General features: G+C 49.8%; 14 protein-coding genes. 8 read left to right on the top strand and 6 right to left on the bottom strand.

Annotated features, from left to right (window positions below):
• Window positions 1-31: 31 nt before the first annotated feature.
• The 4 genes from abgT to uspE all read left to right on the top strand — a co-directional run bounded on the left by abgT (window position 32) and on the right by uspE (window position 4133).
• Window positions 32-1558 (top strand): p-aminobenzoyl-glutamate transporter, encoded by a 1527-nt coding sequence (gene abgT, locus QUF14_RS08225; RefSeq protein ID WP_000062976.1) that lies wholly within the window; start codon window positions 32-34, stop codon window positions 1556-1558.
• A gap of 10 nt (window positions 1559-1568) precedes the next feature.
• Entirely contained in the window at window positions 1569-2084 is a 516-nt protein-coding gene (ogt, locus tag QUF14_RS08220) for a methylated-DNA--[protein]-cysteine S-methyltransferase (RefSeq protein ID WP_000945011.1), read from the top strand.
• Between the two features lie 194 nt (window positions 2085-2278).
• Window positions 2279-3031 (top strand): fumarate/nitrate reduction transcriptional regulator Fnr, encoded by a 753-nt coding sequence (fnr, locus tag QUF14_RS08215; RefSeq protein WP_000611911.1) that lies wholly within the window; start codon window positions 2279-2281, stop codon window positions 3029-3031.
• A 151-nt stretch (window positions 3032-3182) separates the two neighbouring features.
• Window positions 3183-4133: a universal stress protein UspE gene (uspE, locus tag QUF14_RS08210; RefSeq protein WP_001252105.1), complete on the top strand. Its 951-nt coding sequence runs from the start codon at window positions 3183-3185 to the stop codon at window positions 4131-4133.
• A 49-nt stretch (window positions 4134-4182) separates the two neighbouring features.
• On the opposite strand, the gene QUF14_RS08205 is transcribed toward uspE, so the two are convergent.
• The gene (locus tag QUF14_RS08205; RefSeq protein ID WP_000605090.1) at window positions 4183-4440 is read right to left on the bottom strand and encodes a DUF2534 family protein; all 258 of its coding nucleotides are present in this window, start codon (window positions 4438-4440) and stop codon (window positions 4183-4185) included.
• A gap of 243 nt (window positions 4441-4683) precedes the next feature.
• Here QUF14_RS08205 and ynaI point away from each other — a divergent pair, with 243 nt between their 5' ends.
• Window positions 4684-5715 (top strand): low conductance mechanosensitive channel YnaI, encoded by a 1032-nt coding sequence (ynaI, locus tag QUF14_RS08200; protein WP_000559880.1) that lies wholly within the window; start codon window positions 4684-4686, stop codon window positions 5713-5715.
• Window positions 5716-5760: 45 nt separating this feature from the next.
• Here the strand turns inward: ynaI and mppA are convergent, their stop codons facing one another.
• Complete coding sequence (gene mppA, locus QUF14_RS08195; RefSeq protein ID WP_000683032.1) at window positions 5761-7374, bottom strand: murein tripeptide ABC transporter substrate-binding protein MppA; 1614 nt, start codon at window positions 7372-7374, stop codon at window positions 5761-5763.
• A 182-nt stretch (window positions 7375-7556) separates the two neighbouring features.
• Between mppA and mpaA the strand changes: the two genes are divergently transcribed.
• Window positions 7557-8285 carry a murein tripeptide amidase MpaA gene (mpaA, locus tag QUF14_RS08190; RefSeq protein WP_000219116.1) on the top strand — a complete coding sequence of 243 codons (729 nt, stop codon included), beginning with the start codon at window positions 7557-7559 and terminating at the stop codon, window positions 8283-8285.
• Here the strand turns inward: mpaA and ycjG are convergent.
• Window positions 8260-9225: an L-Ala-D/L-Glu epimerase gene (ycjG, locus tag QUF14_RS08185; protein WP_001355260.1), complete on the bottom strand. Its 966-nt coding sequence runs from the start codon at window positions 9223-9225 to the stop codon at window positions 8260-8262. The two genes, mpaA and ycjG, sit on opposite strands and share 26 nt — an antisense overlap.
• Before the next feature lie 118 nt (window positions 9226-9343).
• Between ycjG and tpx the strand changes: the two genes are divergently transcribed.
• Window positions 9344-9850: a thiol peroxidase gene (gene tpx / locus QUF14_RS08180; protein WP_000084379.1), complete on the top strand. Its 507-nt coding sequence runs from the start codon at window positions 9344-9346 to the stop codon at window positions 9848-9850.
• 43 nt (window positions 9851-9893) lie between these two features.
• Here the strand turns inward: tpx and tyrR are convergent, their stop codons facing one another.
• The 3 genes from tyrR to QUF14_RS08165 all read right to left on the bottom strand — a co-directional run bounded on the left by tyrR (window position 9894) and on the right by QUF14_RS08165 (window position 14038).
• Window positions 9894-11435 carry a transcriptional regulator TyrR gene (gene tyrR, locus QUF14_RS08175; protein WP_100733963.1) on the bottom strand — a complete coding sequence of 514 codons (1542 nt, stop codon included), beginning with the start codon at window positions 11433-11435 and terminating at the stop codon, window positions 9894-9896.
• Window positions 11436-11582: 147 nt separating this feature from the next.
• Window positions 11583-12644: a YcjF family protein gene (locus QUF14_RS08170; RefSeq protein ID WP_000138728.1), complete on the bottom strand. Its 1062-nt coding sequence runs from the start codon at window positions 12642-12644 to the stop codon at window positions 11583-11585.
• Window positions 12641-14038, bottom strand: a complete 1398-nt coding sequence (locus tag QUF14_RS08165; RefSeq protein WP_000825801.1) for a YcjX family GTP-binding protein — start codon at window positions 14036-14038, stop codon at window positions 12641-12643. Before QUF14_RS08165 ends, QUF14_RS08170 begins: the two co-directional genes overlap by 4 nt.
• A gap of 144 nt (window positions 14039-14182) precedes the next feature.
• On the opposite strand from QUF14_RS08165, the gene QUF14_RS08160 reads away from it, so the two are divergent.
• Window positions 14183-15181, top strand: a complete 999-nt coding sequence (locus QUF14_RS08160) for a LacI family DNA-binding transcriptional regulator (protein WP_000075352.1) — start codon at window positions 14183-14185, stop codon at window positions 15179-15181.
• The last annotated feature ends 105 nt before the right edge of the window (window positions 15182-15286 follow it).

The following is a 15286-nucleotide window of genomic DNA, read 5'->3' as shown; positions in this document are numbered from 1 at the left end:
ACAACGCAAACACAACAAACGAGGAATGCCCATGAGTATGTCATCCATACCGTCGTCCTCCCAATCCGGGAAGCTCTATGGCTGGGTCGAAAGAATTGGTAACAAGGTTCCCCATCCTTTTTTGCTCTTTATCTATTTGATTATCGTACTCATGGTGACGACGGCAATTTTGTCGGCCTTTGGCGTCAGTGCGAAAAACCCGACCGATGGTACGCCAGTGGTCGTGAAAAACCTGCTCAGTGTGGAAGGATTACACTGGTTTTTACCCAATGTGATTAAAAACTTTAGCGGTTTTGCCCCACTAGGCGCGATCCTGGCGCTGGTTTTAGGTGCCGGTCTGGCGGAGCGCGTCGGCTTACTGCCAGCGTTGATGGTTAAAATGGCATCGCATGTGAATGCTCGCTACGCCAGTTATATGGTGCTGTTTATTGCTTTTTTCAGCCACATTTCTTCCGATGCGGCGTTAGTGATCATGCCACCGATGGGGGCGCTGATTTTTCTGGCGGTGGGCAGGCATCCAGTTGCAGGTTTACTGGCCGCCATTGCAGGCGTCGGTTGCGGCTTTACGGCTAATTTACTGATTGTCACAACCGACGTGTTGCTGTCGGGGATCAGCACGGAGGCTGCGGCTGCGTTCAATCCGCAAATGCACGTCAGTGTAATTGATAACTGGTATTTTATGGCCAGCTCCGTAGTCGTACTGACGGTTGTTGGCGGCCTGATAACCGACAAAATCATTGAGCCACGGTTAGGTCAATGGCAGGGAAACAGCGATGAGAAACTGCAGACATTGACCGAAAGTCAGCGTTTTGGTTTACGCATAGCAGGTGTCGTATCGCTACTTTTTATTGCTGCGATTGCGCTGATGGTGATCCCGGTAAACGGTATATTGCGCGATCCGATCAACCACACCGTGATGCCATCCCCCTTTATTAAAGGTATCGTGCCACTGATCATTCTCTTTTTCTTTGTGGTTTCGCTGGCTTATGGCATCGCTACCCGCACAATTCGACGTCAGGCGGATTTACCGCATTTAATGATTGAACCGATGAAAGAGATGGCGGGATTTATCGTGATGGTTTTTCCCCTCGCCCAGTTTGTCGCCATGTTTAACTGGAGCAACATGGGGAAATTCATCGCTGTGGGGTTGACCGATATACTCGAAAGTTCAGGGCTTAGCGGCATCCCGGCGTTTGTCGGTCTGGCGTTGCTTTCCTCTTTCTTATGCATGTTTATCGCCAGCGGTTCCGCAATCTGGTCGATTCTGGCCCCCATTTTCGTACCGATGTTTATGCTACTTGGCTTTCACCCGGCATTTGCGCAAATCCTCTTTCGTATTGCCGACTCATCCGTATTGCCTTTAGCGCCGGTATCTCCTTTTGTTCCACTGTTTCTTGGATTCCTGCAACGCTACAAACCAGACGCGAAACTGGGTACTTACTATTCGTTAGTTTTGCCCTATCCACTTATCTTTTTGGTGGTATGGCTGCTGATGTTGCTGGCGTGGTATCTTGTCGGTCTGCCGATAGGTCCGGGGATTTACCCTCGTTTGTCTTAAGAGAGAACGGATGCTGAGATTACTTGAAGAAAAAATTGCCACGCCACTAGGTCCACTGTGGGTGATTTGCGATGAGCAATTTCGCCTGCGGGCGGTTGAATGGGAAGAGTACAGCGAACGCATGGTGCAGTTGCTGGACATCCATTACCGCAAAGAAGGCTATGAACGCATTTCTGCCACCAACCCAGGTGGTTTAAGCGACAAGCTTCGTGAATATTTTGCCGGTAATCTTAGCATTATTGATACTCTTCCCACTGCCACGGGGGGGACGCCATTTCAGCGCGAAGTCTGGAAAACATTACGCACAATCCCCTGCGGGCAGGTAATGCATTACGGCCAACTGGCTGAACAATTGGGCCGCCCCGGCGCGGCGCGTGCCGTAGGTGCGGCAAATGGATCGAATCCCATCAGCATTGTTGTGCCTTGTCATCGGGTCATTGGCAGAAACGGTACCATGACCGGATATGCAGGCGGAGTTCAGCGAAAAGAGTGGTTATTACGCCACGAAGGTTATCTTTTGCTGTAAACATTAAACAATTTGTGCCAGCTTGTTCACACTTTTATGTAAAGATACCCTTAACAACTTAAGGGTTTTCAAATAGATAGACATATATTTACATCTAATATCGGAATTCTCTGCTGTTAAGGTTTGCTTAGACTTACTTGCTCCCTAAAAAGATGTTAAAATTGACAAATATCAATTACGGCTTGAGCAGACCTATGATCCCGGAAAAGCGAATTATACGGCGCATTCAGTCTGGCGGTTGTGCTATCCATTGCCAGGATTGCAGCATCAGCCAGCTTTGCATCCCGTTCACACTCAACGAACATGAGCTTGATCAGCTTGATAATATCATTGAGCGAAAGAAGCCTATTCAGAAAGGCCAGACGCTGTTTAAGGCTGGTGATGAACTTAAATCGCTTTATGCCATCCGCTCCGGTACGATTAAAAGTTATACCATTACTGAGCAAGGCGACGAGCAAATCACTGGTTTCCATTTAGCTGGTGACCTGGTGGGATTTGATGCAATCGGCAGCGGTCATCACCCGAGCTTCGCGCAGGCGCTGGAAACCTCGATGGTATGTGAAATTCCGTTCGAAACGCTGGACGATTTGTCCGGTAAAATGCCGAATCTGCGTCAGCAGATGATGCGTCTGATGAGCGGTGAAATCAAAGGCGATCAGGACATGATCCTGCTGTTGTCGAAGAAAAATGCCGAGGAACGTCTGGCTGCATTCATCTACAACCTGTCCCGTCGTTTTGCCCAACGCGGCTTCTCCCCTCGTGAATTCCGCCTGACGATGACTCGTGGCGATATCGGTAACTATCTGGGCCTGACGGTAGAAACCATCAGCCGTCTGCTGGGTCGCTTCCAGAAAAGCGGCATGCTGGCAGTCAAAGGTAAATACATCACCATCGAAAATAACGATGCGCTGGCCCAGCTTGCTGGTCACACGCGTAACGTTGCCTGATTTTTCCGCATCACTCACTATCCTTCTGTCATATCATTAAATTTTTCTGATTTATTGATCTGGCAGAAGGTTCATCACTGTTTCATTCACCAGATATGGGTTAATCTTTTAATTACAAACTGCGTTGACAGTTGTTGTAAGGAGACCCTGTATGGCTATGTATCACAACATGCTCGTTGTTATCGATCCTAACCAGGACGACCAACCAGCATTGCGGCGAGCTGTTTATTTACATCAACGGATTGGTGGCAAAATTAAAGCCTTTTTGCCGATCTATGACTTCTCATACGAAATGACCACCCTGCTCTCCCCGGACGAACGTACCGCTATGCGTCAGGGCGTCATCAGCCAACGAACAGCCTGGATCCACGAGCAGGCAAAATATTATCTCAATGCTGGCGTTCCCATTGAAATTAAAGTGGTCTGGCATAACCGTCCATTCGAAGCCATCATTCAGGAAGTGATCAGCGGCGGGCACGATTTGGTGCTAAAAATGGCGCACCAACATGACCGTCTGGAAGCGGTGATTTTTACGCCAACGGACTGGCATCTGTTACGCAAATGCCCAAGCCCGGTGTGGATGGTGAAAGACCAGCCGTGGCCGGAAGGGGGTAAGGCGCTGGTGGCGGTGAATCTCGCCAGTGAAGAGCCGTACCATAATGCGCTCAATGAAAAACTGGTCAAAGAGACGATCGAACTGGCAGAACAAGTCAACCATACCGAAGTTCATCTGGTTGGCGCTTATCCGGTAACGCCAATTAATATCGCGATTGAACTGCCGGAATTTGACCCGAGCGTTTATAACGATGCCATTCGTGGGCAACATTTGCTGGCAATGAAAGCTCTGCGGCAGAAATTCGGCATTAATGAAAACATGACACACGTAGAAAAAGGTCTGCCCGAAGAGGTGATTCCTGATTTGGCGGAGCACTTACAGGCGGGGATTGTGGTTCTGGGCACGGTCGGACGCACCGGTATTTCAGCAGCATTCCTTGGCAACACGGCGGAACAGGTGATTGATCATCTTCGCTGCGACCTGCTGGTCATTAAACCTGACCAGTATCAGACACCCGTTGAACTGGATGACGAAGAAGACGATTAACGACTCTTCAATAACTGACAAGGCCCGAGTTATCGGGCCTATTTTTTACTTACTGCTCTTCGCCGCCAAGGAAATAAATACCCAACGGGATTGCCAGCAACACAGTAAAGACCAGGCTATAAACAAAAATCATCGATGACTGAATCACATACATTGATGTCGTCCACTCAGACAGCGGAATATTGTACTGTTCTATAACGCCGCCGATGGTCGCGCGAGTCACAACCGACGCCGCAATAATGAAAACCGCCAACAAACCAAAGAGAAATTTCTTCCCTTTCGCTGACTTCAGTTTCGCCATAATCATGATGTAATCCTTGTGCAGACAAATTTCTTGTTACCTAAACGTAACAATACCATGACATTTCACCGTTGTCTGCTCTGAAAACCTCACCTCTTAGCTGGATTTACAATCAACGCATTGATTAGTTAGCTAATGTTGCTACTTCCTTCCCTGACTATTGATGATCTGAATGAATTGTCGCGGTAAAATAGCCCCGCCAGGGGTTTCCGGCATGACGACAATTATCTGGAGGAGCCTGATAAAACAATGATCGCTGAACTGTTTACAAATAATGCGCTTAATCTGGTCATTATTTTCGGTAGCTGCGCAGCATTGATTCTGATGAGCTTTTGGTTTCGCCGCGGAAATCGTAAAAGAAAAGGATTTTTATTCCATGCGGTGCAATTTTTCATCTACACCATAATTATCAGTGCTGTTGGTAGCATCATTAATTATGTTATAGAAAACTACAAACTCCAATTTATCACTCCAGGCGTTATCGATTTTATCTGTACGTCCCTGATTGCTGTTATTCTGACGATTAAGTTATTTCTGCTGATTAATCAGTTTGAAAAACAGCAGATTAAAAAAGGTCGTGATATCACCAGTGCGCGGATTATGTCGCGTATCATCAAAATCACCATTATTGTGGTACTTGTTTTGCTTTATGGCGAACATTTCGGCATGAGCCTTTCTGGCTTGCTGACCTTTGGTGGTATTGGTGGTCTGGCTGTTGGTATGGCCGGTAAAGATATTCTGAGTAACTTCTTTTCCGGGATTATGCTCTATTTCGACCGTCCTTTCAGTATTGGCGACTGGATCCGTTCACCGGACAGAAATATCGAAGGTACAGTAGCGGAAATTGGCTGGCGAATTACCAAAATTACGACCTTTGATAATCGTCCGTTATACGTCCCGAACTCGCTGTTTTCGTCTATCAGCGTAGAAAACCCGGGGCGAATGACCAACCGACGTATTACCACGACAATCGGTTTACGTTATGAGGATGCGGCAAAAGTGGGAGCCATTGTCGAAGCCGTACGTGAGATGCTTAAAAATCACCCGGCCATCGACCAGCGACAAACCTTACTGGTTTATTTCAACCAGTTTGCTGACTCGTCATTGAATATTATGGTTTATTGCTTTACCAAAACCACAGTATGGGCTGAATGGCTTGCCGCCCAGCAGGATGTTTATTTGAAGATTATCGATATTGTACAGTCACACGGCGCGGATTTCGCGTTCCCAAGCCAGACGCTGTATATGGATAACATTACACCACCAGACCAGGGTCGTTAATTCAGACATCACTGGCGTTACCCACAAGGGTAACGCCAGTTCACATCAATGTTTCACAATATACATAGTCCGGCTATACGCCACATCTTCCGGGTTATTAATGGGATAACCTTTCAGCCACGGCTTGATTAATCGTCCATTGGTATATTGATAAATTGGTGCAATCGGTGCTTGCTCCATGAGGATTTTTTCTGCCGCATTGTAATCGGCATTACGCGCTTTAACGGTATTTTCCGTCGATGCCTGGGCCAAAACTTTGTCGTAGGCCGGGTTGTTAAAGCGTGAAATGTTGCCTGAATGCGTTGACGTTAATAATGTCAGGAAGGTGGAGGGTTCATTATAATCCCCCACCCACGAGGCGCGGATAACATCAAAATTACCTGTATTACGACTATCGATATAGGTTTTCCATTCCTGATTTTGCAGTTTGACATCTACACCAAGGTTCTTTTTCCACATCGATGCCACAGCAATCGCAATTTTTTGATGGTTTTCTGAAGTATTATACAAAAGCGTCAGCTTCAGCGGTTTTTGCGGACCATAACCGGCTGCGCTCAACAAAGTTTTTGCCTGCGCATTCAGTTCTTCCTGACTCATTTGTTCAAACGGCGAAGGCTCCGGCGTGAATCCGGCAGTAACATCTGGCGTAAAATGCCACGCTGGTTTTTCGCCCGTCCCCAACACTTTTTCGGTCATCAGGCGGCGATCTATCGTCATACTTAATGCCAGACGAACGCGCTGATCTGCCGTCGGCCCTTTTTGCGTGTTAAACGCATAATAATAGGTTCCGAGCTGCGGCGGTGTATAAACCTGCCCCGGAATATCCTTCAACAGCTTCTGATACATATTTTTGGGGAAGGATTCGGTGATATCAATATCCCCCGCGAGATAACGCTTAGTGGCTGCGGATTCCTGATTAATTGGCAGGAAGGTCACTTTTTGCAACACCGTTTTGGCGTTATCCCAATAATGGGTATTTGGCACCACGACCAGTTTTTCATTGACTACACGCTCTTTAAGAACATAAGCGCCATTGCCGACCAGATTTCCGGGTTTCGTCCACTCTTTCCCGCTTTCTACGTTAGCTTTTTGCACCGGGAAGAAGGCAAAATTGGCTGTTAAATTCACAAACCACGGCAACGGTTTATCAAGCTGGATTTTCAAAGTACGGGCATCAACCGCGGTGACGCCTAGCTGATCAGGCGTAGCTTTACCATCAATAATCGCCTGTGCGTTGTTGATTCCCGCCAGCGCGGCAAACCAGGCAAACGGCGACAACGTTTTTGGGTCAACCAGACGTTGCCAGCTGTAGACAAAATCCTGTGCCGTTACCGGTGTGCCATCCGCCCATTTTGCGTTATCGCGCAGGGTGAAAGTCCAGATACGGTTGTCATTACTTTTCCACTGAGTCGCAACGCCGGGGACAATCTCCCCTTTCTCGTTCTGATTCACCAGTCCTTCAAAAAGATCGCGAATGACCTGAATCTCTGGCAGACCCACGGCTTTAGCGGGATCCAGCGACGCAGGCTCATCTTTAATATGGCGCACCAGCTCCTGCTTCTCTGCCAGTACTGTGCCGCTCGGAACTTCTGCAGCATACGAAAGAGAAATGCTGCTGACCAACAGCGCACAACACGTGACTGAAACAGAGTGCTTCATAAGTTACCCTCAAACCTGCGTTAATAATCATGCGTAATTATTTGTTTCGCCTTAAAGAAATGCAAACAACTTCCGGCAAAAAAGTGATACGAGATCGATAACATAGCGTTGAAGAAAAGGATTTGATAATCCGCAAAATTTGCACAACACTGCCTGTAATACTTCCTGAACCAGAGACGATCATGACCGTAACTCGCCCACGCGCCGAACGCGGCGCATTTCCGCCCGGTACAGAACATTACGGACGTTCATTATTGGGCGCGCCTTTGATCTGGTTTCCGGCCCCAGCCGCCAGTCACGAAAGTGGTTTGATTCTGGCTGGCACCCACGGTGATGAAAACTCTTCGGTCGTGACCCTCTCCTGTGCTCTGCGGACATTGACACCTTCTTTGCGCCGCCATCATGTGGTGCTGTGTGTGAATCCTGACGGCTGCCAGTTAGGGTTACGGGCCAATGCTAATGGCGTGGATTTAAATAGAAACTTTCCGGCAGCAAACTGGAAGGAAGGTGAAACGGTTTATCGCTGGAACAGCGCCGCTGAAGAACGTGATGTCGTTTTACTGACAGGTGACAAACCTGGCTCCGAACCTGAAACTCAGGCGCTGTGCCAGCTTATACATCGCATTCAACCTGCCTGGGTGGTCTCATTCCACGATCCACTGGCCTGTATTGAAGACCCCAGACACAGCGAATTAGGTGAATGGCTGGCCCAGGCGTTTGAATTGCCACTGGTAACCAGCGTCGGTTATGAAACGCCTGGCTCTTTCGGCAGTTGGTGTGCAGATCTCAACCTGCATTGCATCACCGCAGAGTTTCCGCCCATCTCCTCCGACGAAGCCAGCGAAAAATATCTCTTTGCGATGGCAAACTTGCTGCGCTGGCATCCTAAAGATGCAATTCACCCGTTGTGAACTGAAGCGCCGGTTCCACATCTACCGCCAGCCAGGTCGGTCCGTCAAGATCGGCGAAACTGACCTGCGGCACCAGCGGTAAAGCGGCGCTAATGGCACGAGAGGTACACAACATGCAGCCCAGCATCAGACTAAAACCTTGTGCACGTGCTTCAGTCGCCAGCGCCAGCGCTTCCGTCAGGCCACCCGTTTTATCGAGCTTAATGTTAACCATCTCATAGCGCCCTTGCAGCGCCTTCAGATTGCTACGAGTATGACAACTTTCATCTGCACAAATCGGTAACGGATGAATAAAATTCTCCAGTGCCGCATCGTCCTGCGCAGGAAGCGGTTGTTCAAGCATCGCAACGCCTAAATCCGCCAATAGCTGGCAACGCGCCGCCAACCCTTCTGAACGCCAGGATTCATTTGCATCAACGATCAGCGTCGCATCGGGCACAGCTGTGCGAATTGCCACCATCCGCTCACTGATAAGATGGTTATCCAGCTTCACTTTCAGTAATTTCGCGCCTGCCTGCCAGAGTGTTGATGCACTATTGGCCATCTGATCAGGCGTACCGATGACTACCGTCTGGGCAGTGGTGACTGTCTCGGGAAGCGTTATGCCGATCAAATCAGCCAGCGATTGCTGCTGTTTTCGCGCCGCCAGATCCCACAATGCACAATCCAGCGCATTACGTGCTGCGCCGGCAGGGAGAATTTTTTGCAACTCCTCCCGTGTCAGCCCTTTCTCTAATTGCGGCACGACGCTCATAATTTGCGCCATTACCGAGGCATCACTTTCTCCATAACGCGGATACGGCGTGCATTCACCGGTGCCTTTAATACCTTCTTCTTCCAGTTCAACCACCACCACGCGCGCTTCACTACGACTTCCCCGAGCAATCACAAACGGGGTATGTAAGGGCCAGGCTTCCTCAAATACCTTAACGGTTCTCATCTTTACTCCTTGTTGTCGCGGTGGTCTGCAGATTAAGCGCAAATAGCGTTTGCTGTGTTATTGACAGTTAGCATAAACTAGGTGTGACGTTAACTATATGTAAACAGGAAAGATAATCATGTCACAAACCGTTCATTTCCAGGGCAACCCGGTTACAGTCGCCAATTCCATCCCGCTGGCGGGTAGCAAAGCGCAGACTTTTACTCTCGTGGCAAAAGATCTGTCTGACGTCACCCTCGGTCAGTTTGCGGGTAAACGCAAAGTGCTGAACATTTTCCCGAGTATTGATACCGGTGTTTGCGCCGCATCAGTACGTAAGTTTAACCAACTGGCAACCGAGATCGACAACACCGTTGTGCTGTGTATCTCTGCTGATCTGCCGTTCGCCCAGTCTCGTTTCTGCGGCGCAGAAGGTCTGAACAACGTTATCACCCTCTCCACTTTCCGTAACGCTGAATTCCTGCAAGCCTACGGTGTGGCAATTGCTGATGGCCCACTGAAAGGTCTGGCAGCGCGTGCCGTTGTGGTTATCGATGAAAATGACAATGTGATTTTCAGCCAGCTGGTTGATGAAATCACCACCGAGCCGGATTACGAAGCAGCTCTGGCTGTACTGAAAGCATAAGTTAATATGCCTGATGGTGTTGCACCATCAGGCATATTCGCGCTTACTCTTCGTTCTTCTTCTGACTCAGACCAAATTCCCGCAACTTATTGGCAATCGCGGTATGCGAAACGCCGAGACGTTTTGCCAGTTTGCGCGTGCTGGGATAATTGCGATAAAGCTGAGTTAATACCGAGCGTTCAAAACGGCTGGTAATTTCGTCCAGCGAACCTTCCATCGCATCTTCGCCCACGGCTACCGTTGCGGCGTCATAATCCGGCAACAAAATATCCTGAGGACGCAGCTCATAGCCGTCCAGTTGTGTCAGTGCGCGATAGATAGCGTTCTTTAACTGCCGCACATTTCCCGGCCACGCATAACGCGTAAGTACAGTATTCAGGTCAGCGGCCAGTTTCGGACGCGGCACGCCCTGCTCGTCGGCAAAGCGGGCGACGAACAGCTCGGTTAACGGCATGATGTCCTGCGGACAGTCACGTAACGGCGGCAGATTGAGCGTCAACACGTTCAGACGATAATAGAGATCTTCACGGAACACGCCTTTTTGCACCAGTTCGACCAAATTCTTCTGCGTAGCGCAAATAACCCTTACATCGACATGCACTTCATGATCTTCACCAACTCGACGGAAAGTACCATCATTAAGGAAACGCAGTAATTTCGCCTGCATCCTTGGCGACATCTCGCCTATCTCATCTAACAGCACCGAACCACCGTTCGCCTGCTCAAAGAACCCTTTTTTACCTTCCGGAGCATGACCAAACAGTTCACTCTCGACCGCATCTTCCGGTATAGACGCGCAGTTCAGCGCCAGATAAGGTTTGCCCGCTCGTGGGCTTGCCTGATGGCAGGCGTAGGCAAAGAGATCTTTACCTGTACCGGTGTCACCCGTAATCAGCAACGGCGCGCTTAGCATCGCCAGTTTCTGCGCCTGTTCGACAACATGCTTCATTTTCGGGCTGACGGCGACAATTTGACTGAAGGCACTGACGTCCTGTGCAGCGACATTCTGCAACTGACGACCCATACGAATCGTCGAGCGCAACATCACCACCGCACCGGTCAGAACGTGTTGATCATTTTCATCCTGAAGATAAACAGGCGTAATCTCCATCAGGAAATTCTGCCCATTAATAACGACATGCTCGTTATGCGAGTCTTGCGGTTCGCTTTCCAGCCAGCGTAAAAAATTAAAGCCGTTAATTAATTGCGCGGCGGTATGGTTGCGCAGGCGATCCAATTTTTGCCCAAAAAGCTGACAGCTCGCCGGGTTCGCCATATCCACTTTGCTTTTCATATCAACAGAAAGCACAGGCTCAGGCAACGCCTCCAGTAACGCGCTCAACGCCAGATGCTCACGTTCGGAAGGCATCCACGGAACAGTGCGCACATCGGTAACACCTGCAATACGGCGTATTTCGGCCATCAGACTGCTGAAACTTTCAAATTCCAGTTCGGCAAAATTGAGGTAGATTCGCCCAATGGGGTCAATCTCAATACCGCGTAAATCAATACCTCTTAGCACGAGTAGATCGAGTAATTCGCGGGTCAGACCGAGTCGGTCTTCACAAAAGACTTCCAGACGCATGGGAACCTTCACCTGAAAAAAGAACAATTAATATGATGATATGACACTATTTGGATAGCAGGAAGGTTTCTGTCAACAATCATTGACACAAAGACGGAAAAACGGGCACTTCGGCGTAAAGATATCCGGTCAGCACCCGATATTGCATTATTTTTCGCTGGGCGTTTTGCCTTTTTGCAGCGTCTCTTTCACCTGACCGATAAGCTGACGACGGAAATCCCCGAGGCGAGGTTTGTCATCGTCAATCCACGGCAGCGGGCGGCAAAGCTCCATAGCTTTAATCCCCAGTCGTGCCGTCAGAAGTCCAGCACCAATTCCCTGAGCTGCGCGGGTAGACAAACGCGCAGCGAGATCTTGCGACATCCAGTCCATCCCCACTTCGCGCACCAATTCGCTGGCTCCGGCAAAAGCGATATTCAGCAATACCAGCTTAAACAGGCGCAAACGGCTGTAATATCCCAGTTCAATGCCATACAGCGTGGCGATGCGATTGATCAAACGCAGATTGCGCCAGGCGATAAATGCCATATCCACCAGCGCCAGCGGGCTAACGGCGATCATTAACGTTGATTCCGCCGCTGAGCGACTGATTTCGCGCCGCGCCTGGGCATCTAAAACCGGCTGGACCAGATGAGCATACAGGCTGACCACTTCACGATCGTTCTGCGTTTCATGGATTGAGGCATACCAGCGTTGCAGTGCCGGATGCGACTGGTCGATGCCCGCCTGCTGCGCCAGTTTTTCGCAGAATGCACGGCCTTTACCCGTGCCGTGGCTGTGCAACAAATCGCGCGCTTCGTCGCGTTCATGGGCGCGCTGTCGCAAGCGCCATAAGCGCCGCCACTCTGTTACCACAGAACCTACGCCAGCGCCGATAATCAATGCCCCAGCGGCACAGCCGCCCAGGGCCACCCAGTCCTGAGTTTGCCAGGCGTTCATCGTCCACTGCACACCCTGACCAACAACGCTTGCACCAAACAGAGCCAACCCGCCCATCACCATTTTGCGCCACAGGCTGCGTTTCGGACGTAACGCTGCGTCCATCACCGCTTCAACTTGCCCCTCTTCTTCCTGCGCTTCGTCGAGCGTGGCCGGGGCAAAATTTTGCGCCTGATTTTCGTCAAAGGTCTGCTGCGCCCTGAATTTTGGATTCTGATCGACCTCCAGTGGACCGTCGAAATCAATACGTGGTTTTAACGGTTCGGTCATCGCAATTTATCTCCTATTAAAAATTCCAGCGCAGCATCAAGGCGAATATGCGGCAACGGTTTGTCGACATCCATTACCTGCGGGCGAAACGCCTCAAACTGGAAGCCTTGCTTATCCCAGAACGCCTGGCCAGGCAAACGTGCGGGAACTTCGCCAGGATACACAGTGAGCGGTGCGCCATCGCTGAGTCGATTACCGCGCAGCGCCGGGATTTTCTCACCGTTAACATCAATAATGCCGCTGGTGGTCGCCTGAACTGACGCCAGCCCCAGGCAGTCCATGCTGATCCCTTCGAACGCCGCATTTTGCCAGGCATCCTGAATCAGTTGTTGCAGTAATGAAACCATATTGGCGTGCTGATCGATGGTCACATGATCCGCTTTAGTGGCAGCAAACAATAGCTTATCGATAACCGGCGAAAACAAGCGCCGGAACAAGGTACGCTGCCCGTAGTGGAAGCTTTGCATCAGCTGCGTCAGCGCCAGACGCATATCATTGAATGCTTGTGGTCCACTGTTGAGAGGTTGCAGGCAATCCACCAGCACAATCTGCCGATCAAAGCGCAGAAAATGATTTTTATAGAATCCCTTCACCACTTTCTCGCAGTAATAATTAAATCGTTCGCGCAGCATTCCGGCATTGGTGTGCTTGTCGGCTTGTGCTAGTTTTGATTCGCCCCAGGCATCGACATCTGGCCACGGGAAGAATTGCAGCGCGGGCGCACCTGCCATATCGCCCGGCAAGACAAAACGCCCAGGCTGAATAAAGTGCAGCCCCTGCTGTTTGCAGTGGTGGAGATAATCGGTCCATGCGGCAGCAATGTCTGCAAGACGGTTTTCGTCGGCAGGTGCTAGTGGGTCCAGCCCTTCGCACATCATTCGCCATTTTGCCGACCATTCGCCGCGCTGACCATTGAGTAAGCCCGTCATCTGGCGCGACCAGCTTAAATAGTCCTGCGCCAACATCGGCAAGTCGAGTAACCATTCGCCAGGATAATCCACTATCTCCAGATACAACGTGGAAGTGTCTTTGAAGTGACGCAACAGCGAATCGTTCGATTTATAGCGTAGCGCCAGGCGAATCTCACTGACGCCGCGTGTTGGGGTCGGCCAGGCGGGAGGATCGCCATATAACTGCGCCAGCCCTTCATCGTAGGTGAAGCGCGGAATGCCAAAGTCACGCTGGGGAATGCGTTTTACGCCCAGCAGGCGCTCTTCACGCACCGCACTTAATAGCGGCAAGCGTGCTCCGGCATGAATATTGAGCAACTGATTGACCATCGCAGTGATAAACGCGGTTTTGCCGCTGCGGCTAAGTCCGGTTACAGCGAGGCGCAGATGTCTGTCGACACCCCGATTCACCAGCGCATTAAGTTCATTTTTAAGTCGCTTCATTGCTGTCCTGTGGACCAGAAAAAAATCATTCGTAAGGATATGAATGTGGGGGCCATGCCCTTGATTATCAACTGCCCGTGTTGTCATCTTGAGGCGAACTCCATAAGATGTGCAGCATTCACGTTCGGACGGAGTTCCTGACCTATGTCCCCTACTATTTATGATATTGCCAGGGTTGCCGGCGTATCAAAATCCACCGTATCACGCGTGCTGAATAAGCAAACCAATATCTCCCCGGAAGCGCGCGAAAAAGTGTTACGGGCCATTGAAGAATTACAGTATCAGCCAAATAAACTGGCCCGCGCGCTGACCTCTTCGGGCTTTGATGCCATTATGGTGATTTCTACCCGCTCGACCAAAACTACGGCGGGTAACCCGTTTTTCTCCGAAGTTTTGCATGCCATTACCGCCAAAGCGGAAGATGAGGGTTTCGACGTGATATTGCAGACGTCGCACAACCCGGCTGAAGACTTACAAAAATGTGAAAGCAAAATTAAGCAGAAAATGATTAAAGGCATTATTATGCTAAGTTCGCCAGCAGATGAGTCTTTTTTCGCCCAACTCGATAAATACGATATTCCGGTGGTAGTAATTGGCAAAGTTGAAGGTGAATATGCCCATGTTTATTCTGTCGATACCGATAATTTTGGCGACAGTATTGCGCTGACCGATGCATTAATTGAAAGTGGACATAAAAATATTGCCTGCATGCATGCTCCGCTTGATGTTCATGTTTCGGTTGATCGCGTTAATGGCTATAAGCAAAGTCTGGAAGATCATAATATTGCAGTGCGCAGTGAGTGGATCGTTGACGGCGGTTATACCCATGAGACAGCATTAAAAGCCGCACGGCAATTATTAAGTCAGTCACCGTTGCCTGAGGCAGTGTTTGCTACTGACAGCCTGAAATTAATGAGCATTTATCGTGCGGCGGCAGAGAAAAACATTGCTATTCCGCAGCAGTTAGCGGTGGTGGGTTATAGTAATGAAACGCTGTCGTTTATATTAACGCCTGCACCGGGCGGCATCGATGTTCCGACGCAGGAGTTAGGTCAACAAAGCTGCGAGTTATTATTCCGCTTAATTGCCGGAAAACCGTCACCACAAAATATTACCGTTGCCACGCATATGTCGTTGAAATAAATGCCAGCTACGTTGCCTGAATGCCGGATGCGATGCTGGCGCATCTTATCCGGCCTACATTTATAAACCGGATAAAGTACTCGCGCCGCATCCGGCAATTTAGCA

The sequence above is a fragment of the Escherichia sp. HH091_1A genome, from assembly GCF_030295175.1.
Taxonomy (GTDB): Bacteria; Pseudomonadota; Gammaproteobacteria; order Enterobacterales; family Enterobacteriaceae; genus Escherichia; species Escherichia coli_F.
The sequence above is the reverse complement of the archived record's forward strand: the minus strand, read 5'-3'. Positions and strand labels throughout refer to the sequence as shown.